24 protein-coding genes are annotated in these 23,107 nt (G+C 45.3%); 6 read left to right on the top strand and 18 right to left on the bottom strand.

Annotation, left to right across the window (positions count from 1 at the left end):
- Positions 1 to 53 precede the first annotated feature (53 nt).
- The 3 genes from LOR49_RS01485 to LOR49_RS01475 all read right to left on the bottom strand — a co-directional run bounded on the left by LOR49_RS01485 (position 54) and on the right by LOR49_RS01475 (position 3,118).
- A complete protein-coding gene (locus tag LOR49_RS01485) occupies positions 54 to 1,022 on the bottom strand; it encodes a glycine betaine ABC transporter substrate-binding protein (RefSeq protein ID WP_240374308.1) in 969 nt (322 codons plus the stop codon).
- A gap of 70 nt (positions 1,023 to 1,092) precedes the next feature.
- A complete protein-coding gene (locus LOR49_RS01480; RefSeq protein ID WP_240374306.1) occupies positions 1,093 to 1,929 on the bottom strand; it encodes an ABC transporter permease in 837 nt (278 codons plus the stop codon).
- Positions 1,913 to 3,118: a quaternary amine ABC transporter ATP-binding protein gene (locus LOR49_RS01475; protein WP_240374304.1), complete on the bottom strand. Its 1,206-nt coding sequence runs from the start codon at positions 3,116 to 3,118 to the stop codon at positions 1,913 to 1,915. The genes LOR49_RS01480 and LOR49_RS01475 overlap by 17 nt, the downstream gene beginning before the upstream one ends.
- A 300-nt stretch (positions 3,119 to 3,418) precedes the next feature.
- Between LOR49_RS01475 and LOR49_RS01470 the strand changes: the two genes are divergently transcribed.
- Positions 3,419 to 3,964 (top strand): GbsR/MarR family transcriptional regulator, encoded by a 546-nt coding sequence (locus LOR49_RS01470; protein ID WP_240374302.1) that lies wholly within the window; start codon positions 3,419 to 3,421, stop codon positions 3,962 to 3,964.
- A 386-nt stretch (positions 3,965 to 4,350) separates the two neighbouring features.
- Here the strand turns inward: LOR49_RS01470 and LOR49_RS01465 are convergent, their stop codons facing one another.
- Positions 4,351 to 5,295 (bottom strand): agmatinase family protein, encoded by a 945-nt coding sequence (locus LOR49_RS01465; RefSeq protein WP_240374300.1) that lies wholly within the window; start codon positions 5,293 to 5,295, stop codon positions 4,351 to 4,353.
- Between the two features lie 24 nt (positions 5,296 to 5,319).
- Positions 5,320 to 5,892 carry an FAD-dependent oxidoreductase gene (locus LOR49_RS01460; protein ID WP_240374298.1) on the bottom strand — a complete coding sequence of 191 codons (573 nt, stop codon included), beginning with the start codon at positions 5,890 to 5,892 and terminating at the stop codon, positions 5,320 to 5,322.
- Positions 5,893 to 6,082: 190 nt separating this feature from the next.
- Here LOR49_RS01460 and LOR49_RS01455 point away from each other — a divergent pair, with 190 nt between their 5' ends.
- Together LOR49_RS01455 and cobT are read left to right on the top strand one after the other, a co-directional pair.
- Complete coding sequence (locus LOR49_RS01455; protein ID WP_240374296.1) at positions 6,083 to 6,655, top strand: thioredoxin family protein; 573 nt, start codon at positions 6,083 to 6,085, stop codon at positions 6,653 to 6,655.
- Between the two features lie 127 nt (positions 6,656 to 6,782).
- Complete coding sequence (gene cobT / locus LOR49_RS01450) at positions 6,783 to 7,829, top strand: nicotinate-nucleotide--dimethylbenzimidazole phosphoribosyltransferase (protein ID WP_240374294.1); 1,047 nt, start codon at positions 6,783 to 6,785, stop codon at positions 7,827 to 7,829.
- On the opposite strand, the gene LOR49_RS01445 is transcribed toward cobT, so the two are convergent.
- From LOR49_RS01445 to LOR49_RS01435, 3 genes are all read right to left on the bottom strand, one after another.
- A complete protein-coding gene (locus tag LOR49_RS01445) occupies positions 7,826 to 9,268 on the bottom strand; it encodes a HAMP domain-containing sensor histidine kinase (protein WP_240374292.1) in 1,443 nt (480 codons plus the stop codon). The two genes, cobT and LOR49_RS01445, sit on opposite strands and share 4 nt — an antisense overlap.
- Entirely contained in the window at positions 9,255 to 9,938 is a 684-nt protein-coding gene (locus LOR49_RS01440; protein ID WP_240374290.1) for a response regulator transcription factor, read from the bottom strand. The genes LOR49_RS01445 and LOR49_RS01440 overlap by 14 nt, the downstream gene beginning before the upstream one ends.
- Positions 9,939 to 10,168: 230 nt before the next feature.
- Entirely contained in the window at positions 10,169 to 10,399 is a 231-nt protein-coding gene (locus LOR49_RS01435; RefSeq protein WP_240374289.1) for a hypothetical protein, read from the bottom strand.
- 290 nt (positions 10,400 to 10,689) lie between these two features.
- On the opposite strand from LOR49_RS01435, the gene LOR49_RS01430 reads away from it, so the two are divergent.
- The 3 genes from LOR49_RS01430 to LOR49_RS01420 all read left to right on the top strand — a co-directional run bounded on the left by LOR49_RS01430 (position 10,690) and on the right by LOR49_RS01420 (position 14,336).
- Entirely contained in the window at positions 10,690 to 10,893 is a 204-nt protein-coding gene (locus tag LOR49_RS01430) for a hypothetical protein (protein ID WP_240374288.1), read from the top strand.
- Between the two features lie 269 nt (positions 10,894 to 11,162).
- Positions 11,163 to 12,353, top strand: a complete 1,191-nt coding sequence (locus LOR49_RS01425) for a CynX/NimT family MFS transporter (protein ID WP_240374286.1) — start codon at positions 11,163 to 11,165, stop codon at positions 12,351 to 12,353.
- Positions 12,354 to 12,719: 366 nt separating this feature from the next.
- On the top strand, positions 12,720 to 14,336 hold the full coding sequence (locus LOR49_RS01420) for an amidohydrolase (protein ID WP_240374284.1): 1,617 nt from the start codon (positions 12,720 to 12,722) through the stop codon (positions 14,334 to 14,336).
- A gap of 45 nt (positions 14,337 to 14,381) precedes the next feature.
- Here LOR49_RS01420 and LOR49_RS01415 read toward each other — a convergent pair whose 3' ends face one another.
- The 10 genes from LOR49_RS01415 to fabG all read right to left on the bottom strand — a co-directional run bounded on the left by LOR49_RS01415 (position 14,382) and on the right by fabG (position 22,909).
- Positions 14,382 to 15,557: an S-layer homology domain-containing protein gene (locus LOR49_RS01415; RefSeq protein ID WP_240374282.1), complete on the bottom strand. Its 1,176-nt coding sequence runs from the start codon at positions 15,555 to 15,557 to the stop codon at positions 14,382 to 14,384.
- Between the two features lie 126 nt (positions 15,558 to 15,683).
- Complete coding sequence (locus LOR49_RS01410; RefSeq protein ID WP_420830382.1) at positions 15,684 to 16,085, bottom strand: BMC domain-containing protein; 402 nt, start codon at positions 16,083 to 16,085, stop codon at positions 15,684 to 15,686.
- A gap of 43 nt (positions 16,086 to 16,128) precedes the next feature.
- Positions 16,129 to 16,416: a BMC domain-containing protein gene (locus LOR49_RS01405; RefSeq protein ID WP_240374279.1), complete on the bottom strand. Its 288-nt coding sequence runs from the start codon at positions 16,414 to 16,416 to the stop codon at positions 16,129 to 16,131.
- Positions 16,417 to 16,467: 51 nt separating this feature from the next.
- Positions 16,468 to 16,761: a hypothetical protein gene (locus tag LOR49_RS01400; protein WP_240374277.1), complete on the bottom strand. Its 294-nt coding sequence runs from the start codon at positions 16,759 to 16,761 to the stop codon at positions 16,468 to 16,470.
- 18 nt (positions 16,762 to 16,779) lie between these two features.
- A complete protein-coding gene (locus LOR49_RS01395; RefSeq protein ID WP_240374275.1) occupies positions 16,780 to 17,523 on the bottom strand; it encodes an HAD family hydrolase in 744 nt (247 codons plus the stop codon).
- A 12-nt stretch (positions 17,524 to 17,535) separates the two neighbouring features.
- Positions 17,536 to 18,924, bottom strand: coding sequence for an ethanolamine permease (gene eat / locus LOR49_RS01390; RefSeq protein ID WP_240374273.1), 1,389 nt, complete (start codon positions 18,922 to 18,924; stop codon positions 17,536 to 17,538).
- 81 nt (positions 18,925 to 19,005) lie between these two features.
- On the bottom strand, positions 19,006 to 20,019 hold the full coding sequence (locus LOR49_RS01385; protein WP_240374270.1) for a phosphotransferase enzyme family protein: 1,014 nt from the start codon (positions 20,017 to 20,019) through the stop codon (positions 19,006 to 19,008).
- A gap of 20 nt (positions 20,020 to 20,039) precedes the next feature.
- Positions 20,040 to 21,302 carry a class-III pyridoxal-phosphate-dependent aminotransferase gene (locus LOR49_RS01380; RefSeq protein ID WP_240374269.1) on the bottom strand — a complete coding sequence of 421 codons (1,263 nt, stop codon included), beginning with the start codon at positions 21,300 to 21,302 and terminating at the stop codon, positions 20,040 to 20,042.
- 13 nt (positions 21,303 to 21,315) lie between these two features.
- Positions 21,316 to 22,131 carry a DeoR/GlpR family DNA-binding transcription regulator gene (locus LOR49_RS01375; RefSeq protein WP_240374267.1) on the bottom strand — a complete coding sequence of 272 codons (816 nt, stop codon included), beginning with the start codon at positions 22,129 to 22,131 and terminating at the stop codon, positions 21,316 to 21,318.
- Between the two features lie 19 nt (positions 22,132 to 22,150).
- Positions 22,151 to 22,909, bottom strand: coding sequence for a 3-oxoacyl-ACP reductase FabG (gene fabG / locus LOR49_RS01370; RefSeq protein ID WP_240374265.1), 759 nt, complete (start codon positions 22,907 to 22,909; stop codon positions 22,151 to 22,153).
- Between the last annotated feature and the right edge of the window lie 198 nt (positions 22,910 to 23,107).

Below are 23,107 nucleotides of genomic sequence, written 5' to 3'. Positions count from 1 at the left end.
GTTAAAAAAAGAAGCTGTCCATTTGCGGACAGCTTCTTTTTTGTTTGTAGTAGTTATTCTTTCGGTGCAAGATCTTCAATGGAGTCGATATCCATGTATTCCGGAACAACAAGACCGATCTTTACTCCAGTCATGCTGACACCAGCGTCTACGATTTGATCTCCGTAGTCCTCAACATATTTAGCGTGAGTGACTGGCAACCAACCTGCAAGAAGAGCATCTGCTTTTCCTTCAGCAACGGCGCCATACATAATTGGCGCTTCCATCGAGCTGACCTCTACATTGTAGCCAAGGTCAGAAAGAACTGTTTTCATCACATTTGTAGATGCGATTGTAGAGTCCCAGGCAACCATTGCAAGCGTAATGTCACCGCCGTCTACTTTTTCCACACCGTCAGTCCATTCAGCTACGAGATCTTCATTGTTGTCCACCCACTCACGAGCAGCTTCTTCGGGGTCAGTGCCCTCATGAACAGCACTCATTACTTTCCCCATGTCGGCGTCCGTCCATTTGAAGTTGCTCAAAACTTGGAATGCTTCCGGCGCATCTTCTTCAAGTCCCTGACGAGTGAACGTGTGGATTTCTTCTTCCCCACCAAAAGATTCTTTTGGATCATCTAGATATTTCAAGTCATACACAGCAAATTTCCAGTGTGGATTCCAGCCGGTAACAATAATAGGCTCTTCATTTTCAATTGCATCACCGAGCGCACCTGTCATCGCTGCACCAGAGCTAGTTTGTACTTCCCAGCCATCTAGGCCGTAATCTTCCACTGCCTGGTTTGCAGCTGCCATAACGCCAGCACCAGGATCAATTCCTGTAATCGTGTAGTCGATTTCTTCACCAAAACCGCCGGCAGCTTCTCCGCCTTCTTCTGCGGAACCTTCTGATTGCTGCTCCGTATCTGTATCAGTTCCCTCTGCTCCTTGTTCCTCTTCGTCTGCTCCTCCGCCACAAGCTGCGAGAATGAGTGACATCGAAAGTCCTGCAGCGACGCCAACACGCTTCCATGTTTTCTTCATCGTTTGACCCTCTCCCTTTTTTAAATTTTTATATGTTTACTCTATTTATTTTTGGAAATAGAGTTAAACGCTAGTCTTTTCCTTCACTGAAGCTTTGTGTCAAACGGTCTAATATAATAGCAAGTATGACGATCGCAAATCCAGCTTCAAAACCACCGCCAACATCATTACGGCCGACCGCATAATAAACAGCTGTTCCAAGTCCGCCTGCCCCAATCATGGAAGCAATAACAACCATGGATAAGGAAAGCATGATCGTCTGGTTGACACCCGCCATAATGGTCGTCTTTGCCATTGGCAGCTGTACTTTAAAAAGTTTCTGCATAGCCGTAGAACCGAAGGCATCTGCCGCTTCAATCATTTCTGTGGATACTTGGCGGATACCCAAGTTCGTTAACCGGATCGTCGGAGGCATCGCAAAAATAACAGATGCCACAACACCCGGTACCTCTCCAATACCGAAAAAAGCGACGGCAGGTATTAAATATACGAAAGCAGGCATTGTCTGCATAAAGTCTAGTACGGGTCTTAACGTTCCCTCTACCGCCTGTTTTTTTGCCATCCAGATCCCTAAAGGCACCCCGACTACGACAGAAATAATAGCCGCGGTCAACACAATGGCTAAGGTTAAGACCATGTCTTCCCAATAACCCATGTTATCAAGAAGCAACAAGCCAATCAACACAAAGGCTGCGAGACCGACTTTACGACCTGCAAACCAAAACGTTAAGGCTGTAAAAGCAATGATTAAAATCCAGGAAGGCAGAATACCGATAGCACCGGCCAATCCCGTCAGAATAACATCAATGAAACTAGTCAACCCATCAAAGATAAAATCCGCGTTTTTCAACCAGTCTACAAATGCATCGATCCAGTCGGCAAGCGGCAATCTAGGAAGAAATTCCATTGAGTTTCACCTCACTTCCAGAAAGTGCCGCTACAACAGTACCACGGACAACGATTCCTTTGATTTTCTCGTCTTCCACAACAGCGACCGGCACGTTCGATTTATATGTCAGTAATTCTAAGATATCTTTCAAGACAGTATCCTTGGTCGTCGTTGGGATATCTCGGTCAATGACTTCTTCCACGCTGTTTTTCCCTTCTTTCATTAACCTGGAGACATCATCAGCATGAACAATCCCAATCAGCTTCCGTTCACGATTTACGACAAAAATGCTGGAGATCTTGGCATCCTTCATTCGTTGCATTGCAACGCGCGGCCCTTCCTTATCCATATTGATCGTTTCAGCCCGCATCATCACGTTCCCTACTGTAAATACTTTCGAGCGGTCCACGTCTTCAACGAATTTCTCCACGTATTCATCTTCTGGCTCGGTCAGTATTTCTTCCGGTGTCCCGATCTGAACAACGGAACCACCTTTCATAATCATAATCCGGTCGCCCAGACGCAGTGCTTCGTCCAGATCATGAGTAATAAAGACGATTGTTTTTTGCATTTTGTTCTGCAAATCAATCAGCTCATCCTGCATATCTTTACGAATAAGCGGATCCAGTGCCGAGAAAGCTTCGTCCATTAAAAGAATATCCGGATCATTTGCAAGTGCTCTGGCAAGACCGACACGTTGCTGCATACCCCCGGATAATTCCTCAGGATACATATTTTCATAGCCTTTCAGCCCAACAAGCTCCAAAGCGTTCTGCGCTTTATCGGCTCGTTCTTCCTTGGCCATTCCTTGAATTTCGAGCCCGTATTCGACGTTACTTGCTATCGTTCGAAAAGGAAACAATCCAAATTTCTGAAAGACCATGCTCATTTTTTTACGGCGTGTTTCCCTTAGTGTCTTCTCATCCATCGTCGATAGGTCTTCGCTGTCTACCCAAACCTTGCCGGCAGTTGGATTAATAAGCCGGTTAAGAAGGCGGACAAGTGTCGATTTACCGCTGCCGGAAAGCCCCATAATGACAAAAATTTCCCCGTCTTTGACGTCAAATGTCGCTTTATTCACTCCGACTGTATTACCAGTTTCTTTTAAAATTTCATCTTTGGTTTTATTTTGTTCCAATAGCTCTAACGCTCTTTTTGGTTTTTTTCCAAATACTTTGGTTAGGCCTTCAACTTTTATTTTGGCCACCCTTCAACACCTCTTCACCATTTAATTGGTTTCCGTCTTACACTTTCTTTACTATACGGGAGTAGTAACAAAGTATCAAACGCCGTTTACAGTCTCTATCGTTTGTTTGGATTGTACAGTTTTTACTGTACAAATGTTATGTACTCATATCTATAAATCCCTGTCTTTTATGACAGGTTTACTCACTTTTTCACTGTTTGGAGTCTAGACATTATTCTGTTAAAATTTTTATTAATTGTATTGATATCATTCTTTTCATTACAACGAATGCCCCTATTTCAACTAAAGGGAGGCCCTGTAATGTGCCAGCAGCAAAATTCGAATGGGTGGCAGGCTTTAGACAAAACCCGACATCAATTTATATCAACAATCGCTCAAAACATGGATCTTTACGGGATTACAGAAACGAATGGCAGATTATACGGTACCATTCTGTTTTCAGAATTCCCAATGACGTTAGATGATATGAGCCAGGCACTTGCGATGAGCAAGACTAGCATGAGCACCGGTGTCCGGTCCTTGACGGAAGCTGGAATGGTCACGCGTGTTTGGGAGAAAGGAGTGCGAAAAGACCTCTATCAAACGGATGATGACTGGTATAAATCGTTCGTGTCCATATTCGTGAACCGCTGGAGAGAAGCAATTGACACGAATAAGAAAGCTGCTGCGGATGCTTTATCTGAATTGAAAATGCTATATGAAGAAACTACCGATGAATCGCTAACGGATGAGATAGAGAAAGACAGACGTACACTTGAGCGGGCAATCAACTATTATAGTTGGCTCGATGAAGTGATCACCTTATTTGAAACAGGGGATATTTTCAACCTTGTTCCAAAAAAATAAGTTTGAAAAACCGGAATTCAACACGTAAAAGCCGGTTTTTTCTTTTGTCTTAAAGAAGGCTCATTTTCTACCAGGGGGACCGTTGGGGTGTATGGAGGGGTGTATGAAGGCGTGAAAAAACCTAGTCGGAGAAATAGCTGCGTCATAGGAAGCGTATGACGACGTGAAAATGCAATGGTGTTAAAATAACGACGTCATTGACAGCCTATGAAGTCGTATAAAAGTGCTGTCAAGAAAATAGTAGCGTCATTAGGAGCCTATGACACCGTATAAACGCGTTCCCAGGAAAATAGCGACGTCCTTCAGAACGTTGAAAAGATCCAACGTGTAAAAATTCTCATTGAAAAGGCTGGTTTTCAACAATAGGAAGAAAACCAGCCTTTTTTCTATTTATTTTGCGCAGCACCTGCAAGAGCATACAAAATGATGGTGGAAGCAAGATGGGCAGAAAATTGGTTGACATCTGTTTCCGGGTACACTTCCACAAAGTCCATCCCAACGATACCTTTCTTCGCGAATTCGTGGACGAGAGTGAGTAATTCGTAGGAGGTCAAGCCATTTGCATCCGGCGGTCCTCCCGGATTAAATGCATAATCGAGAATGTCACTGCAAATCGATAAATACACAACATCCACATCCTGGCTTGCTTTCGCGTATATCTCATCCGACATTTTATAAATGTCTCCACATTCACGAATATCGCGGACGGTAATCGTTACGGCTCCGGCTTCCTGTGCCCTCTTGCCATTCTCGGGCTTATTGCGCGGCCCGTGAATTCCAGTATGAATCAGGCTCTCATTCCGGACACCGTCAAGTTCATATAGACGGGCAAACGGGGTGTTTCGGGCATATTTTTCCCCGGCAAATGAAACCGCATTGTCGTAATGAGCGTCCAGGTGAATAATACCGACTGTTACATCGCGTTCTTCTACCAACCCTTTTATGATTGGGTATGTAATGCTGTGATCTCCTCCCAATCCGATTGGTAACACAGAGGTGTTCCAGACGTTTTCCTTTGTGAAATCGGTAATCCGCTCCATCGTTTCTTCAGGGTCATTCCAATTAATGGTCACATCGCCGAGATCGCCAAGTTTTATATGCTCGAAGACGTCTATAGCATCTAGTTCAGGAAGAAATCCGGAATAGCGTCCGGAAGCAAGCCGCATCACTTTCGGCCCCATCTCGCAGCTCGTATAGTTCCCCCAAGTCACACCACCTTCCCAAGGTACACCGTAGACAACTGCATCTACTGCTTTCATATCTGCATTACTGGTAATCTTTTTACTGTTTAAAAAACACGGTGTATTTCCGTAAACAAATTCGTCTTCCATCCAATTTCTCCTTTAACTGCTTTTTTATTTTTTATCTTTTAACATATCATGGTCCACATAACGTTCCCCATTCAGTTCACTCAACACATTTATCGCAACACTTGCTCCGTCACCGGCAGTAATAATCGTATGCACACTAGCTCCCGCAACAACGCCGGCAGCCCAAACATTACTCATGCTCGTTCTTCCTTCTTCGTCTGTGTCGACCACTACTTTTATTCGTGGTTCCGTTCCTGCTTTTGTTTTGATGCCGACCGCCTCGGCAAGCTTAGCAGAGTTGCCGGTAGCAAGGATCACACGCTGTGCTTCATAGCTCCCTTGATCTGTCTCCACCTTCACGCTCGCGTCGCCCTGATTTTTCAGATCACTCACTTCTGCTCTTACAAATTCAGCACCAAATTGTTCCGCCTGATTTTTGCCGACCTCCAACAATTCAGGGCCTCCCATATCCGGAGCACCGTAATGATTCTGAAGCCAAGCCGCTTTCGTCACGCTTTGATCGTTTTCTAAAACGAGTGTCTTTTTGCCCGCTTTCGCTGTAAAAATTGCAGCACTTGCTCCGGCGGGACCGCCCCCAATTACAATAATATCGTACATGTTGCAACTCCTCCTCTTTTTCTATCGTCCTTCAATCAGTTTACCGTCTTTCTTTCTAAACGCGCAACTATACCGATATCTATTCCTTCACGACGGACGAATGAAACATATCCCTATCCGAATCAGCCAGCGCGAAGTTTTTATCATTGTCCTTAGAACGTGCTAGAATAGGTTGAAGGAGGGATGGAACATGTTATCAGCTCAAAACATACAGAGTAAACTTGGAGAAGGAATAACCCCGGAAGCATTTATAGAAAAGATGCGGCCGGAGTACCGGGAAAAATTCGAAAAATGGTACCAATCCTTTACGTGGGAGGATCATAACCGTGCTGCATTGACTCCCCTCCAGGAAAGGGACGACCTCCGTTGTGCCATTATTGCCGGCGATTGGTGCGGAGACGTTCACCCTAACCTAGGACCTGTGCTGGAAACTATGAAAGAAGCAGCCATTCCCGTCGAAATGTTTGTACTCGAAGATCACGATGATGTAATGGATCATTTTCTGACGATGGGAGGCCGCTCGGTTCCGAAAGTAATTCTTACCGATAAGGAAGGACACGTGCTTTTCACGTGGGGACCGCGTCCTGCTTATATTCAAGAGCCGATGCTCCTCTTTAAGCATAAGAACATGGAGCCGGACGAGCCGCGTTATGAAGAAGAAAAACTGGCAGCATATCAAGAGATAAAAGCCCGTTACGGCAACAACGCGGATTATCAAAAGCTAATCGTTTATGAATTGACCAACCAATTACTGCAACTCTAAGAACTCTAGACCTAGAGAGAAGCAAGAGTGTTATGGCCCTACGGTGTAGACAGTTTACCCCGCCGGAACACAAGGCCAGCTCCATTTTCGCAACCCGATAGAATACTATTAAAGAGAGGACAGACCTATGATGTTACAGGAAGAATGGAACTTACAGATCCCGCAATGGAACAAGGAAACAGAAGAAAAAACCGCCGCCTACATAGATGCATTGACGAAGCCTCCCGGCAGTCTTGGACGCTTGGAGAAAATAGCAGCTAAGCTTGCTGGAATGACGGGAGATGCGTTTCCCGAAGTCGACCCGGCCGGTATTTTAGTATTTGCGGCGGACCATGGGATTGTCGAAGAAGGAGTCTCTGCTTTTCCGCAAGAAATCACAGCAAAAATGGCACAAAACTTTTTACATGGCGGAGCGGCGATTAATGTGTTTGCCAAACAAATTGGTGCTCACTTTCAGCTGATTGATATTGGAATGGCAGAAAATTTGCATGCAAGCGGCATAATTTCCCGGAAAATCAACAACGGCACCGCAAACTTTCTCAAAGAAAATGCCATGACAAAAGAAGAGGCCGTTGCGGCCATTCAGGCAGGCAAGGATGCCGCTGAAACGATGATCCACTCAAAGGGGATAAAGTGCCTGATTCTCGGCGAAATGGGGATTGGTAATACATCCGCAAGCAGTGCTGTTACCGCTGCACTAAGCGGGAAAAGCATCCGGGAGGTAACTGGTCCTGGGACAGGATTATCAAAGGAGCGCTTGCATGAAAAACAGCGTATTCTTGAACAAGCGCTCGAAAATAGAAATGTTGACAGTAACGATCCGATCGATGTGTTAACTAAAGTTGGCGGCTTCGAGATTGCCGGGATGGCCGGTGCGATGCTCGCTGCTGCAGCGGCACGTGTCCCGGTCCTGGTCGATGGTTTTATTAGTTCGACTGCTGCGTTAACTGCCCAGGCACTCGCACCGCGTGCTGCGGATTATATGTTCATTGGCCACCGATCTGCTGAACCCGGACACACTGCTGCAATCGACATGTTAGCGAAAGAGCCACTGCTTGACCTGGAAATGAGGTTGGGAGAAGGGACAGGTGCTGCTCTGGCATTCCCTATCTTACAAGCAGCGTGCGCAATGGTGCGGGAAATGGCTACGTTTAGTGATCTGGAGACCTATTAACCTTCATGATCGTTTGAAATAATCGGTAACTGTAAAGAAAAAACAGTGCGCCCGGGGTTGCTTTCTTTTAAACGAAGCTCACCTTTCATACTCCGGGCCATCATTTTACTAAACGGCAAACCAAGCCCAATCCCGTGTGTATCATACTTCTTATTGTTCCCTCTAAAGAACCGCTCAAAAATCAATTCCTTATCTTCATCCTTCACTCCCGGCCCGTCATCAATAATGTCAATGTTCACCTCTTCTGGCCCGCCACCTTTTACGGAAAGATGGACACGGCCATCACCTTGAATCGCTTGTTTCGCGTTATTTAACAAATTGACAATGATTTGCTGAAAGCGGATCGCATCAACCTGCACATTCCGGGGGATTTCCAAATAAGCAACGGTTACCTTCATCTCATCCGTTTCATTCGCCACTTGCCATTGATGCAACACTTCCTTCACTAAAGAATTGATTTCATGGGTTTCAAGTGTGACGGGGACGGCATGCGCCACAAATGAATTAAATGCAAGCAGGTCAGAAACCATAGCCTTTAAACGATTCGCCTCTTGTAAGGACACATGAAGAAATTCATCTGCTTCCTCTCCTTCCACTACGTTATCGCGAACTGCTTGAATGAGTCCGGTTATAGAAGTGATAGGTGTTTTCAATTCATGTGTCACACCGGCGAGCATTTCCGAACGAAGGCCCTCCAGCTGCTGAAGCCGGCCAGCCATGTCTTTGAAAGAATGCACTAATTCATGAACTTCCTGCTCCCGGATCTCTTCCGGAAGGGTGAAATTATAGTTTTCTTCTTTGATGTGTGTTGCCGCACGGGCTACATCTTGGATCGGCCGCGACAATCTTCTTGATAAAAAATAAATCGTCGCCCAGCCAATCAATGCTAGGGAAACCAACATAATTGCAAGAAGCCGGTACTCTTCATTCATTTCTGTCAGCTTACGTGCAGGCTGAATAGCTACCACCCAGCCTACCGTTATATCCTCGTAAAGAATAGGCGTCTTCACTATGTAGGACTGCGCCCCATTTTCCAGCTGCAAACGCTGAATGCTATTCTCGGGTTTCAGTAGCTGCAGGGGAAAATATTCCTCCGAATACGGATTACGATCGAAAGGGTTAGCTATGACTTTTCCTTTCGCATTCACAATGTATATGATCGGGTCTATTTCGGTATCTAATAAATTTTTGCGCTGTTCGATGTAATCAATAATTCCAGCCCTTGGTACCGCTTTTCCTTCCTGCTCCTCAACGAAGCGATCGGCTATTTCTTGAACGAGGTATTTCGTTACACTCAAGCGGTGCTCCATATTTGTGTGGCGTATCCAAATGATGGACAAGACGGCAACAAGGAGAAGCCCGATAATGAGGGTCAAAAAATACCGGGTAGTCCAATACCGAAGCAATGAAATTTTTTTCGTTTTATCATTCTTTCGCACAAAATTGATACCCCAATCCGCGTAATGTTTTAATTTCTCCTTCTGCAGCAGGCCAGTTTTGCAAAGACTTGCGGATGCGTTTAATGGACAAGTCAACCGCCCGGTCACTGCCTTCATAATCGATACCCCAAACATGTTCAATCAGTTGTTCCCGGTCAAACGTTTGATTCGGGTGCCTGGAAATAAATAAGAGAAGTGATAAATCCCGCGGTGTGAGCGGCACCTCCACCCCGTTAAGCTTGACAAGATGGGATTTCTGATTAATGACTAAACTTCCGTATTGCTGAACAGACTCTTCCGAAATCGCCTGCCTGCTTCTCCGCAATACTGCCTTCGTTCGGGCCACCACTTCACTTGCGTCAAAAGGTTTCGGGATATAATCATCTGCCCCGCCATTCAACCCTCGCAAACGGTAGTCGATGTCATCCAACGCCGTCAACATAATAATCGGACAGGTACTATCTTTACGAATTTCCGCCAAGATCTCCCACCCGTCTTTCCCGGGCAGCATCACATCAATGAGGGCTAGATCCGGAGAAAATTCATAGAATGTGGGGATTGCTTCATTCCCATGAAAAACAGCCCTCACTTCATAATTCTCTTTTTGTAAATAAGCTTGCAACACCTTACTAATGGCCACTTCATCTTCAATTAGCAAAATTTTCTCCATGTCACCGCCAAACCTCATTTCACCTCTGGATAATTTGCCCGACTAGCGCTTACTTTCTTCCTATTATAACAAAAGAAAATCCCTGATCGATTCGTCAGGGATTTCTATATTTAAAAGGGGGGTAATGAAAATAGTAACCAAGTGTCTGTGACTGTTCTTCAGCATTTAAGCTCTGGACAATTTTAGGTATGGGGTGTGTGCTGCGGGGGGACAGCACATCAAATGGACACTTATCTGCCTAGCATGGCTTTTTCAACTTCCTGTTCGAGTGTAGCTACGTCTTTTCCTTCAGAAGTTATTCCATATTCAGCTGCGAGTAATCGTACTTCCACTTCTTTTACTTCTCGTGCGATCTCAAATACATTTTTATACTTCGTGTCAATTTCAAGCTCTGCTGCTTTCTTTTCCAGCTCAACGGTTGTCATCGATCTGCGACTTGAACTCTTGGTAGCAGTTAGCACCTCGCTTCCCTCCTGAATATTGGGATGGTGTGTGGACCAGCTCTCTGCCGATCACATTTCTCACTTTAAAGTAAAAAGATGTCAGCTATATGTCAGAAATCTAATTTTCCAAAAAAAATTCTCCTTCATTTTCATAAGCAGCTCTCTGGATTCCTTTTTTCCTACAATAATAAATACAGGAAATAAAATCATGACTTTCCGGTCATTTATTACAAATATATTACATGTTAACATGCATTTATAATATACATTAATGACTTCGGGCATTCAACAAGAAGGAGGCGGACCAAGTGAACGAAAATAAACCCTACGTCGAACTGCTTCTATCCTCATCTAACCCGCATATCAGTTTTTTAACGTTGTCAGAAACAATCATTCATCAACCGTGCAGCGATGAAGATGCCAAGCAGAACGCCCTGCAAAAAGTGGTGGATGCATATGAAGAAATTTGCCGTGATCAGCCCTACCAATACAAACGAGCTGTCTCCTCTTAATTATAAGTAGAGACCAGTTATATCACCTGCCAACTTCCCACCGCTTCACCGAGCCACCAATAATGCGGTTCCATCTTCACTATGGAGCCGCATTATTCTATTTTTAAAGTAATCTACTTAAAGGCTTTTTATTGTCAGTTTTCTCTACCTTATATTAAAATAGATAGAATGGAAGAAAAGTGCTTTATTCTACTGAAAGGATTATTTGATTACATATGACCTCACAACTTTCTCATTCCCATGAACAACAACAAAAAAAAGGTTATTTTATGCTGATTGCAGGAATTATTGTGATCGCTTTTAACTTACGACCGGCTATTACCGCTGTCGGCCCGCTCGTACCGATCATTCGGGAGAGCACCGGGATGTCTAATAGTACGGCCGGACTTTTAACAACGATCCCGCTGCTTTCATTTGCTGTCTTTTCTCTCTTAGCACCGAAAATGGGACTGCGCTTCGGCAACCACGTCGCCGTATTTATTGCGCTCCTTATATTAACAGCCGGAACATTAGTCCGCTCCCTCCCCATAACCGCGTTGATCTTTACCGGCACAGCATTAATTGGCTCAGGAATCGCGATTTGTAACGTGCTGTTACCTGGAATTATTAAATACAGCTTCCCAAAAAAAGTCGGCATTATGACGAGTTTATACACGGCTATGATGGGACTCTTCGCAAGTATCGGCTCCGGCTTAAGCATTCCACTGGCGGAAAATGTCGGGCTTGGCTGGCAAATGACACTCGGAGTATGGGCTATTTTAAGTTTCGTTGCGTTACTTGTTTGGTTCCCGCAGATTAACAAAGATCGAAAAAGAAAGGGCGAGCAGCCAGTAAAAAAAGCACCACGTCCCTCCGGTTCGATTTGGTCCTCCCCTATTGCTTGGCAGGTTACGCTCTTTATGGGGTTTCAATCCTTTCTCTTTTATACGTTAATTACGTGGATTCCCGACGTCTTGCAGGAACTTGGTGTTGATTTATCACTGGGCGGTTGGATGCTGTTTTTACTACAGATTATTGGTATTCCGTTTAGTTTCATGACTCCGTTGCTTGCTGATAAATTGAAAAATCAAGCCCCCATTGTGATTGGGATTTGCACCTTGTATATGTTAGGGATATTCGGTTTGTTATTTATTCAAAATCTTCCTGTTATCATCATATCGGTTCTTTTAATGGGGATTTCGCAAGGTGCTGCAATTAGTCTTTCCCTTACTTTCCTAAGCTTACGGGCTGCAAATGCCCAGCACGCCGCCATGCTTTCTGGAATGGCCCAATCCTTTGGTTACTTATTAGCTGCCACCGGCCCGTTTTTGATGGGACTCTTATACGACATTTTTCACACGTGGCGACCGTATCTTTTCGTACTGATAGCAGTTGTCCTTATTATTCTAACAGCCGGTTTAAAAGCATCCCGCGATCGCTACGTCCTACCTGATCCCACTCATCAAAAGAGTAGTAGCTAAACAAAATACATTATTATGTACAGCCCTTTTAATCGGATCACAAATACGACAAAATATATACAAATTTGTAATGAGTCGGTATCTGTTGATTGTAACGAAAGGCGGCGACTCCTGCGGGAACAGCACGAGCCGAAGATCCACTTGGTAAAGGGTTTTACTTTACCAAGTTAGCTGAGGCCGTGCCCGCGGAAAGCGACCGCCTGCAGTGGAAATCAACAGTCCTAACCTTTGACTCTCCTTATGAAGGGATTAAACTTTAATGGGCTTATACATTTTTCATTTGTCTGAATTTTGACAACAAAACAACTAACCTATTATACTAGTTGTTACAAGAGGGAGTAGTTAGCTGTACAAGGAGGTCTTTGTGTGAAAGCGGATATTATTTTTTTCAATGGCCAAGTGGTAACGGTTGACCGCAACCAATCTGTCCACCAAGCTGCAGCCATCAAGGAGGAACGGATCTTAGATACCGGATCAAATGAAGAGATACAGGCGTATGCCGGTGACTACACGACCTGGGTTGATCTGAAGGGACGAAGCCTTCTTCCCGGCTTTATAGATGCTCATGCCCACATTGAAATTAATGGCACAAACAAATTGGGCGTGAACTGCAAAGAGCTTCCCTCCATTGCTGAGATTCAAACAGCACTTCGTGAACGTGCACAAGATACACCTACCGGAGAGTGGATCCGGGGCTGGGGGTATAATCATAAACAGCTTAGTGAAAATCGCCATCCGACGAGAGCAGAACTCGATGAAGTGTCTGTAGAACACCCTATTATTATTACCCGGACATGCAATCACACTTCCGTTGTAAACAGTAAGGCACTTGCATTGTTTGGCCTGGCGGATGATGCACCAGATCCCGAGGGTGGCAGACTCGGAAGGGAAAACGGCAGGTTAAACGGCCAACTTTTTGAATCTATCCATATGGCCATGTTTGAATTCTCTCAGTACGAAGAAGAGGAAATCATGAAAGGCTATCAGCTTGCATCCCAAGAGTATATAGAAAACGGGATTACTAGTTTGCATGAAGCAGGCGGGTATGGGAATGTTCATTTTCAGTGGCTGCAAAAGGGCGTATTAAACCAATTCATCGATGTGCGACTGTACATGTTAATGGGCTCCCTCAGCCGCTCCAAAGAAGTTCTTGAAAGAGCTTTGGAAGGCGGATTTTTAACGAAAATGGGGAATGACCGTTTTACAGTCGGGCCTGCGAAATTGTTTATTGACGGAAGCAGCAGCGGTCCTACTGCCGCTACTCGCGAACCGTACACGAGCGATCCGCATGACTCCGGTGTGCTGTATTATACACAAGAGGAGCTGGAAGAGACCCTTGTCAAGGCAAGCAGGATGGGGAACCAAATTACGTCCCACGCGATGGGCGATAAAGGGGTGGAAATGCTCATCACTTGTATTGAAAAAGCAAATGAAGTGGCGGATAGTGACAGAAGACATCGTATTGAGCATTGCGGCATTGCCCAAGCCGACCTTCGCGAACGTATTAAAAAAGCGAAAGCTGTGCCCATTCTGAATCCAGCTTTTCTTTACGAATTTGGAGACGGTTATCTCGTCGATTACGGAGAACGTGTTCACGATATGTTCCCGGCCCGCAGTCTGCTTGACTTAGGCGTGCGTCCTGCGATCGGTTCCGACAACCCCGTGACAACTGCTAACCCCTTTATCGGCATTTATGCGGCGGTAACACGCAAAACGAAATCAGGAAAAGAAATTGGAACAAACCAACGAGTCACTATTTATGAAGCAATCGAACAATATACGATAAACGGTGCATTCGCCAGTTATAAAGAAGATGATCTCGGCAGTATTGAGCCTGGAAAAACAGCTGATCTTATTATTGTCAATCAACCCATTCTTGACGTAGACCCGGAAGAGGTAAAGAACGTAAAAGTGGATGCCACGATGATCGGCGGGATTTTTTACTACCAACGATCCTCATCAGAGAGCTACACTCGTTCGTAAAAAGAACATGGGCGCCTTCAGCCCATGCTCTACTATTTATGGATACTACTGTTTCAGCTCTTCATAGACAAAAATCTGGGTCCAATAACGCAAATATATTCCGCCCTCTGCTTCGCCGACCCCCATGCTTACGTAGTTAGCAAGAATATTGTCACGATGCCCCGGGCTTCTCATCCACGCATCCACGACTAGTTCCGGGGTTGGTGCAGCAGCTGCGATATTCGAACCGTTAATTACTATCGGCAAACCCAACTTCTCATCTAATCCCATATCCATACCGTAAACCGGAGAAATATGATCAAAGTATTGGAGGTCTCTCATATCCTCCGATTTAAAGCGTGCAAGTCGTACAGCATCAGGATTAGCTTTGACGGCAGCAAGTCCGTGTTCTTTCCTGATTTCATTTACTAAGCGTAACACTTCTTTTTCCTCTGCCGTCATTTCACCGCTGTAGGTACGGCGAAGATCGGCCAGTGATTCAATTCCTTGTGAGCGTTTCTCGTCTTTATCCTCTTTTTCATCCTGCTCTGGAGCCGGCGGGTCATCTGGAGTCGGTGCTGTCGTCTCACCTGCATGATCACTCTCCCCCTCAGGAACATTCTCTTCCGCCTTTTTGCTGTGAGCCAGTGCCCGCTCGACAAACACTGCCAATTGGACACGCGTTACCGGATCACTCGGGCTGAATGTATACGGTGTCGTACCGGTCGTTATTTCGTTCGCCACTAACGTACTTACATAATCATAAGCCCAGTATGTATACGTAACATCTGAAAACACTTTGTCTCCTTTCCCTTCGAGCCCAAACGCTTCTACCAGGATCTTAGCCATCTGCGCACGAGTTAAGCTTTCGCCGGGCCGGAAAGTATCTCCCTCCTTAAATATACCTTCCTCCACCAGCGCAGCTATGTAGCCAGCACCACTTGTCGTCGGGGTGACGTCAGAAAAAACGGGCTCCGCACGCTTGACTGTGTCCACATCAAGCGCTCTTCCGAGAATTACGGCACTTTGAGCTCTCGTAACAGGCTGCTGTGGGCGAAACGTCCCGTCCGGATAACCACTCACAATCCCCTCTGACACCATCTCATCCATTTCTTCATAGGCCCAATAATCCTCTGGGACATCTGTAAAACTGCTTGCAGCACTGACTGGCTGAACAATGGCTAAGCTACTCCACGCCAAAGCACCCGCCAGCAGCCATGTTTTTGTTTTTCCCCTCTTCATGTTCCCCATTCCCCTCGTATCATCTGGTTGCTTTGCACAACATGAAAATTTTACCTGGTATTCTTCCAACATGCCACGTTTATTTATCATTTTCCCAAAATAAAAAACCCCTTTTGCAGAGGTTCTTTACGTCGTTGCATTTTCTTTTGTGGCAGCTGATTCCTTTTCTGCAGGGCTTTGGGGTGTCTTTTCTTTATGTTTAGTATGATCTTCGGTTGTTTTCTCTTTTTCAGAAGTGGCTACCGAATTTCGTCCGATGAGTGCTGATCTTGTTTCGTCATAAGCCCGCGGAATGACGTTATAGGCGATGAGGGAGCCTACACGTTCTGCCACTTCTTTTCCCGCTTTCACGGCAGCCTCAACAGCACTGACATCTCCTTCAACAAAAGTGGTGACGAGAGCCGGGTCCTTTTTGTTTTGATTTACGATGCGGACATCAGCCGTCTTCAGCATCACGTCAGCCGCTTCGATCGAAGTAGCTATGCCGCGTGTTTCGATCATTCCCAGTGCGTCTCCCAACCCTCTCACCTCTTTCCATTACGATATGGGACGATGCGTCAAAAGTTTTACGTTACTGAACCGTAGGTAATATTCCAGATATTTCATTATGCGGACGTGGGATGACATGAACAGAAAGTAATTCGCCAACACGCTGTGCAGCAGCACTGCCAGCGTCTGTCGCGGCTTTTACCGCTCCGACATCTCCCGTTACGAGAACCGTTACGATTCCGCCGCCGACATGGACTTTTCCTACAATATTCACATTTGCCGCTTTGACCATCGCATCCGCCGCTTCAATGGAACCGACCAATCCTTTTGTTTCAATCATACCAAGTGCACCATTCACTTCTCCAGCCATTCCAATTCCTCCTCTGTTGTAAAAAACACTGTCTAGCTATTAGTCTTTACCTTAGAAATGTGAAAATCTTACCTGTTCTTTATGTTGTTGCCGGTTGTGATTTCGACCGTTTGAAAAGGAAACGGAAATGTTATTCCAATCACGGATTTCCTGCTCTGATAACGGGCGGGTGTCCTGCATTTCTGTCCTGAATTGCGTTTGTTTTCCCACTTTCCCATTAGCAGCTGCAGGTGCGATTTCCTGCCAATGCCAGATTTCTTCGTTCGTTAGCGGACGAGTATCAGATGGCTTCTCCAGTTGTTCCATGACGAGTCTCGTAATTTGTTCGACTAAAGCATGGTCCATCGTATCGTCCTCCCTTCCTTATTCATCAGGCGTTATCGTCAGTTCATCATAATGATAAATAATATGGTCCGCTTCATGTAGATGATCTACTTCATTTTCAGAAGGGGTAATTCCCACTCTGACTTTCATACCTGCCCGCTTTCCCAGTTCCATATCGGCATTTGTGTCGCCAATCATCATTGTTGCTGAGAGAGGCACACCATATTTCTCACTTGCGAGGTAAGCCATGTCCGGATAAGGTTTCCCATTTTCAACGAGGTCGCTTCCTATGACAAAATCAAAAAAGTGATGAATCCCTAATTTTCGCAAGTGCTGGTGGGCTTTGTCCGTATCATCTGCCGTCAGTACCCCAATTGGAATCTGTTCGGCTTTCAACTTTTGCAAAACATTCTCTACACCGGCGACCGAACGAATCGAGACCGAATTATTCTGCACTTCATTCGCGTAATGAACGCCTTCCTTTGCATGTACGACGGCGGCGTCCCACGGAATTCCCCATTCATAGAGTTTAGTCGCAACAATTACTTCACTTTCGATCATACTGCCGATGGCAAGTGGACCTTTCGGATCCGTTTCCCCTGTCTCTTTTTTAATCCCGATAGCAAATCGGAATCCTTCATAATGTAACAGGTCATCCGGCAACCCTTTTTTCATATACTGAAAGATATCTTCGGCCCACGGAAGCCACATCGAGTCCATATCAATTAGTGTTCCATCTTTATCAAAAATGACTGCTTCCACTTTTTCTCCTAATATTCTCATGTCATGCCGCCTTTATCGTGATTCTGTATTCTCAGTCGTGCTGTGGCTCCCTGTATCCAGCTGACTAAATTGTTCCTCCGGTGCATCTGCGTTAATGTTGTGGCGTGCCCATACAAAATAATAAACAATAGCCACTGCAAAAGTAACGATACTGACAAAGAAAAAGGTTAAGTTTGCAAAAAAACTAGCAAAAATCGCAATCACAGCTAACACCAAGGAAACAATTGGCACTACTGGGTAAAATGGTGTTCTGTAAGGACGTTCCAGGTTCGGTTCCTTTTTACGAAGTATTAAAACCGATAGATTCATCGAAATGTACGAGACGAGCGCCCCAAACGTCGCGATTAAAATTAAGTCATCTGGATTGAACAGCACGACTAACACTAAGCCAATTATACCCGGAAGGATCACCGCCATGTAAGGGGTTCTTCGCTTTTTATGCAACTTCGACAAAAATTCCGGTAGATATCCAGCTCGTGATAATGCGAAAACCTGCCGGGAATATGCTAACATCACTCCTGAAAAACTCGCAATTAATCCTACCAACCCGATAGAAGCTAGAATTTGCGCAAGCCAATACGTGTTGCCGAAAGTCGCTCCTACCGCGAGCGGCAAAGGATCTTCTGAGGTACTTAACAGCTCAATGCCGCCTAAGCCAATTGCAGTTGTCGTGGTGAGCACCGACAAAATAATTAAAGTAAGAATACCCGACAAAATCCCTTTTGGCATATCTTTTTTTGGATCGCGCGTTTCCTCGGATAACATCGGCAGCATCTCAATCGCTAAAAACAACCACATCGCATACGGGAGTGCCGCCCAAACTCCTTGAAGACCACCTGGTATTAGGGCTTCTCCTCCGGAACCAAATAAATTCTCGACGTTGATCTGCGGAAGGCCTACAAAATACATGAGTACTAAAAGTGCCAATGCAACAAAAACGAGCACTGTTTCGAGACGGGCATATTCTTTTATACCGAGGATGTGAACGACCATAAAAAATACATACATTACTGCAGCCGCAATAACCGGGCTGATCGTCGGAAACAAGAAGTTAATATAGCCGCCAATCCCAATAGCTACAACCGGCGCGGCAATAAAGTATTCCAACGCAACTCCAATCCCAGTCAAGAATCCTACAAACGGGCCCATCGCTCTTCTTGCAAACGAATAAGGTCCCCCCGCATGAGGAAGGGCGGTCGACAACTCGGATATCCCAAGACACATGCACGCATACATAACAGCCATAAATCCAACAGCAATCAACATCCCAACATAACCAGATTCCATGAGGCCGAAGCTCCAGCCAAAGTAGTTGCCGGAGATAACTATTCCGACCCCTATCACCCACAAATGAAGGGGAGTTAACGTTCTTTTCAGCTCCAGGTTTTTCGTATCTTCCATCTACTCACCTCTTATTCGTTTTATGAGATGTAGAATCATGATGAAGAACTTTTATCCGTGAGAGCGTTGTCACTTCATTTGTTATTCGAATTTTTCTAAATAGTCTTTAGCTAACTGGTCTGTTGCTTCGGTATACTCGGCACCCATTTCTTCTGCCGTCTCGTTATCGCGGCTTCCTATCCAAGAGATAAGCATCAGCCTGCGCAGCATAATAAAAGTTGGGATTTCTTCTTCCTCTTCTTGTGATAACGGGCGCACTTTACGGTATCCTTTGACCCAGGCTTCCACCAAGTCAGGAACGTATGGCTTGTGCTCGATAAAACTGAGTGCTGCTCCCAGATCGAATAAAAACCAGCCAAATCCGCAGTCATCAAAGTCAATAACTTTGATATTTTCTCCTTCTACGAGCAGATTCGCAAGCCGCAGGTCTGCATGGATGAGGCCGTATCGCTCCGGTCCTTTTCCAAATTTCTCTAAGCGGCGTTTGATGGTGTCGGACACCCGTTGAAAGAGCTTCTGTCTTTCCGGGGTGATCGCAACTCCGTCCTGCCAACGTGCCCATTTCGGCTCATCACCGAGAATGGTTTCATAGTTCCATGGTTCGCGGTCAAGTGCGGAGGTGTCGGGCCAGTTCTGACTATGATTGTGTAGATGGGCCGTTACTTCTCCCAGTTTTTCAAACTGCTGAACCAACTCCTCCTCTTTCTCTTCGTCAGGCGCTGTTCCCTCTAAGAAAGTAAACATCGTGCAGTAGTAGTCACGCGGATCATTCTCTAGCTTTATCTGTTGAACGAACTCCCCGTTTTTCCCTTGTACCGGTACAGACACCTCAATAGATGACTGTTCATCCACCGCCCGCAGCCAAGCAAGTTCACTCTCAATTTGTGTCTTTTTGTGGTAATCGGGGCGGCATACCCGTAAAATATTTTTCTCGCCGCTTTTTCGATTTTTCACGAGGTATGTCGCATTCTCCGAGTAGTCCAGCAGGTTAACATCGAGATCCTGGCTATTAGGAAATAAATGAATAGCCCGTTTTGCAATGTCATCAAATTTTTTCACTGACTCTTTCCAAAGCTCCGCACTTGATTGACTCACTTTTATGAACTCCTTTCTAATTAAAGAGTTTGTTTAACGGCTTGAGCTGCTTCTTTAATACTGTCCTCACACCTGGTCAACAAGTCGTCACAGTATGCTTTATCAAGAAGCAAGCCTGGTTTAAATTGAACGACTTTTGTATCCAGCATCGAGTAGATTGCCCACACACCATTTTTATAAAGAGAACGCATGACATATTTGGCACCTTCCGGATGATTAAACTCAAGACCCATCACAACCCCTAACTGGCGAATACCAATGAAAAAGTCGGGATACTTTTGTTTAATCGTTTCAAGCCCGGATCGTAAATAGCGTGACACATACTCCACATTTTTCACTACGTTAGGGCGCTGTGACATTTCAAGCACTTTCATTGCGACGACACAGCCCAGCTCAGAGCCGCCGAACGTCGAAATATGTGCAAAACCGTCTTCTTCCATCCAGCCGCCTGCTTTCTCACTGACAACGGTCGCGCCGATCGGATAGATCCCGCCGCTCAATCCTTTGGCCGTAACTAAAATATCCGGCTCGATGTTATAATGCTCAATACCCCATAGCTTCCCGGTCCGCATTAAACCCGTTTGTACTTCGTCTGCGATATACATCGTGCCGTACTGCTCACATAGCTCCTTCACCGCCTCCAAATAACCGGGTTCAGGCAATGGAAACCCGTACGTCGCCGGAATCGTCTCGATCACCACACAGGCAGCATCTTCGTTCGCAAGTGCTCGGCGCATTGCCTCGATATCATTGAATGGCACTTGTACAAATTCGTCTGGATCGCCTTCACTTAAAAAGGGACGTGAATACCGTTCATTTCCGATTGATACCGCCAATCCGGTATGACCGTGATAGCCGTTTTGAATGGAAATGATCTTTCGCCGCTTTGTCGCGTAACGGGCGGATTTCATCGCCACATCCACTGCTTCACTGCCGCCGCTTGAAAAGATCGAATACCGGACACTGTTCGGTGTACACTTGTTTAGGTCCTCTGCCAACTGTGCTCTTGCAATCGACGGGAAGTGATGATTGCCGATATCGAACTCCTCTAATGCTTCTTTCAATGTTTCAATAATTTCAGGGTTGCGGTGTCCTAGATTGTATGTGCCCCCGTTCAAATGCAAATTCATTAGTTTTTTCCCGTGCATATCATACACGTAATAGCCTTCGCGCTTCCCCATCACAAAATCGATTTCGTCCTTTTGCCATTGCTTTGTTTTGCCCGGGTTCCACCACTCAATGGATTGTTCGATGACTTTTTCTTTACTGTTATGATTTAACATATGGCTGTATCCCTCACTTCTCCATAAGCTCACTCTTCGCGAAAAATTCTTTCTTCGCGTGTTCTGCGATTACTAGTCCTACTTCATGCTCTGTTAATAGTTTCTCCCATGTTTCAGAACATGGCTGATTCGTAACAATCATAGCTGCTTCCGTTAAAGGATTAATATAAGCAAACGTCGACTTCCCGAACTTCGTATGGTCGGCAAGTAAAATGACTTCATCGCTCCGCTCCATCATTTTTCGGGAAATGCTGGCACCGTTTAAATCGTAATCGGTGATCCCGCTCGCTTTTGACAAACCGCCCGCCGCAATAAATGCTTTATTTGCCTTTAATTGTTCCAACGTTCTTTCTGCCAGCGGACCAACTGTTAATTTTTGCGCTTTCTCCATCTCCCCGCCGATAAAGATAACCCTTCCCGGAAACACGTCCATCGCTGTGGTTAAGATTGGGATTGACGGAGTGATTAAGGTAACATCCTGTTTGTCGGCAAGAAAATAAACCATTTCCATGGTAGTCGTCCCATGGCCAATCATAATGATGTCACCGTCTTCCACAAGTTCAGCGGCAGTTTGGCATATAGCACGTTTCTCTCGTTCATTAATCGTTGTTTTTTGTTCAAAAGGCAGTTCTGTTGAATGGAACTTTTCTTTTACTGCCCCTCCGTATACTTTTCGGAGCATCCCCTCTTTTTCAAGACGGTCGAGGTCGCGCCGAATCGTTTCTCCGGAGACATGCAGCAGTTCAGCCAGTTCAGGCACCTTGACCTTTTCTTCTCGGTCTAAAAGTTCCATGATTGTCTTTTTTCGTTCGACAAATGAGATGGACATGCTGTTTCACCCGCTGTCTTTATTCTTCAGGGAGTGTTTGCCCCCCGTCCACTACGATCGCCTGGCCGGTAATAAAGCCTGCTTCTTTAGAGGCTAAGAAAAGAGCGGCATAGCCAATATCTTCTACTTTGCCAAGCTTTTTAAGCGGTATTGCCTCCGCCATCTCTTTTAAGTAGTCCTCTCCCATTCCTGCTAAACCTTCTGTCATCACGTTGCCTGGTGAAACGGCATTTACCGTAATGTTGTGGTCCGCACATTCCAAAGCTGCCGTACGCATAAAGCCTAACTGAGCCGCTTTACTGGCTGCATAATGAGACCACCCTGCGTATCCTGTTATCGTTCCGGTTATGGAAGAGGTTAAAATAATTCTCCCGTACTCTGCTTTTTTCAAATAAGGAAGCATTGCCTGTACGGTATAGAAAGTCCCTTTCGTGTTTGTATCCATCACATGGTCCCAGTCATTACTCTCCATATCTTCAAGCGATTTCGAAGGGAAAATACCAGCATTCGCACACACAACATCAATGCTGCCGAACTTTTCATAAACTTCTTTTGCAATCGCTTTCATCGATTCAAGATCAGTGACGTCACCGCGGCATGCATGTACCACCGAGCCGTCTTCCATCAGCTCCTTTGCACACTCTTCGGCAGCATCTAAATGTCTGGCAACAACCGCTACATTCGCACCGTGTTTCGCAAATACCTTCGCAATCCCTTTTCCAATCCCCTTACTCCCGCCAGTGACAATAACCGTCTTCCCTTCGAACGAACCAAACATTCCAACATCTCCCTTTCCTTATTTAGTTGCTTATGCTTAAAAAAACAACACAACTTCACAGCTGTTAGGAATACTCATGTTGAATGTTATTGAATTTATGTGGATTTAATTTGATTATAGAAAGGAATCGTTAATAAGTCAATAAATTCTTTCTATTTTCAAAAGTAAAAAAAGACCCTCTCGGAAAAGGGTCCTTTG

The organism is Bacillus piscicola, from assembly GCF_022458745.1.
GTDB classification, from domain to species: Bacteria; Bacillota; Bacilli; order Bacillales; family Marinococcaceae; genus Alteribacillus_A; species Alteribacillus_A piscicola.
The sequence above is the reverse complement of the archived record's forward strand: the minus strand, read 5'-3'. Positions and strand labels throughout refer to the sequence as shown.

Excerpts from the sequence above, each read along its gene's own strand:
- LOR49_RS01440 (WP_240374290.1), bottom strand. The coding sequence starts at position 9,938 with ATGGAGAAAATTTTGCTAATTGAAGATGAAGTGGCCATTAGTAAGGTG.
- cobT (WP_240374294.1), top strand. The coding sequence starts at position 6,783 with ATGATGTTACAGGAAGAATGGAACTTACAGATCCCGCAATGGAACAAG.
- LOR49_RS01375 (WP_240374267.1), bottom strand. The coding sequence starts at position 22,131 with ATGTCCATCTCATTTGTCGAACGAAAAAAGACAATCATGGAACTTTTA.
- LOR49_RS01465 (WP_240374300.1), bottom strand. The coding sequence starts at position 5,295 with ATGGAAGACGAATTTGTTTACGGAAATACACCGTGTTTTTTAAACAGT.
- eat (WP_240374273.1), bottom strand. The coding sequence starts at position 18,924 with ATGGAAGATACGAAAAACCTGGAGCTGAAAAGAACGTTAACTCCCCTT.
- LOR49_RS01425 (WP_240374286.1), top strand. The coding sequence starts at position 11,163 with ATGCTGATTGCAGGAATTATTGTGATCGCTTTTAACTTACGACCGGCT.
- LOR49_RS01400 (WP_240374277.1), bottom strand. The coding sequence starts at position 16,761 with ATGGACCATGCTTTAGTCGAACAAATTACGAGACTCGTCATGGAACAA.
- LOR49_RS01455 (WP_240374296.1), top strand. The coding sequence starts at position 6,083 with ATGTTATCAGCTCAAAACATACAGAGTAAACTTGGAGAAGGAATAACC.
- LOR49_RS01395 (WP_240374275.1), bottom strand. The coding sequence starts at position 17,523 with ATGAGAATATTAGGAGAAAAAGTGGAAGCAGTCATTTTTGATAAAGAT.
- LOR49_RS01380 (WP_240374269.1), bottom strand. The coding sequence starts at position 21,302 with ATGTTAAATCATAACAGTAAAGAAAAAGTCATCGAACAATCCATTGAG.
- LOR49_RS01460 (WP_240374298.1), bottom strand. The coding sequence starts at position 5,892 with ATGTACGATATTATTGTAATTGGGGGCGGTCCCGCCGGAGCAAGTGCT.
- LOR49_RS01405 (WP_240374279.1), bottom strand. The coding sequence starts at position 16,416 with ATGGCTGGAGAAGTGAATGGTGCACTTGGTATGATTGAAACAAAAGGA.
- LOR49_RS01470 (WP_240374302.1), top strand. The coding sequence starts at position 3,419 with ATGTGCCAGCAGCAAAATTCGAATGGGTGGCAGGCTTTAGACAAAACC.
- LOR49_RS01415 (WP_240374282.1), bottom strand. The coding sequence starts at position 15,557 with ATGAAGAGGGGAAAAACAAAAACATGGCTGCTGGCGGGTGCTTTGGCG.
- LOR49_RS01485 (WP_240374308.1), bottom strand. The coding sequence starts at position 1,022 with ATGAAGAAAACATGGAAGCGTGTTGGCGTCGCTGCAGGACTTTCGATG.
- LOR49_RS01480 (WP_240374306.1), bottom strand. The coding sequence starts at position 1,929 with ATGGAATTTCTTCCTAGATTGCCGCTTGCCGACTGGATCGATGCATTT.
- fabG (WP_240374265.1), bottom strand. The coding sequence starts at position 22,909 with ATGTTTGGTTCGTTCGAAGGGAAGACGGTTATTGTCACTGGCGGGAGT.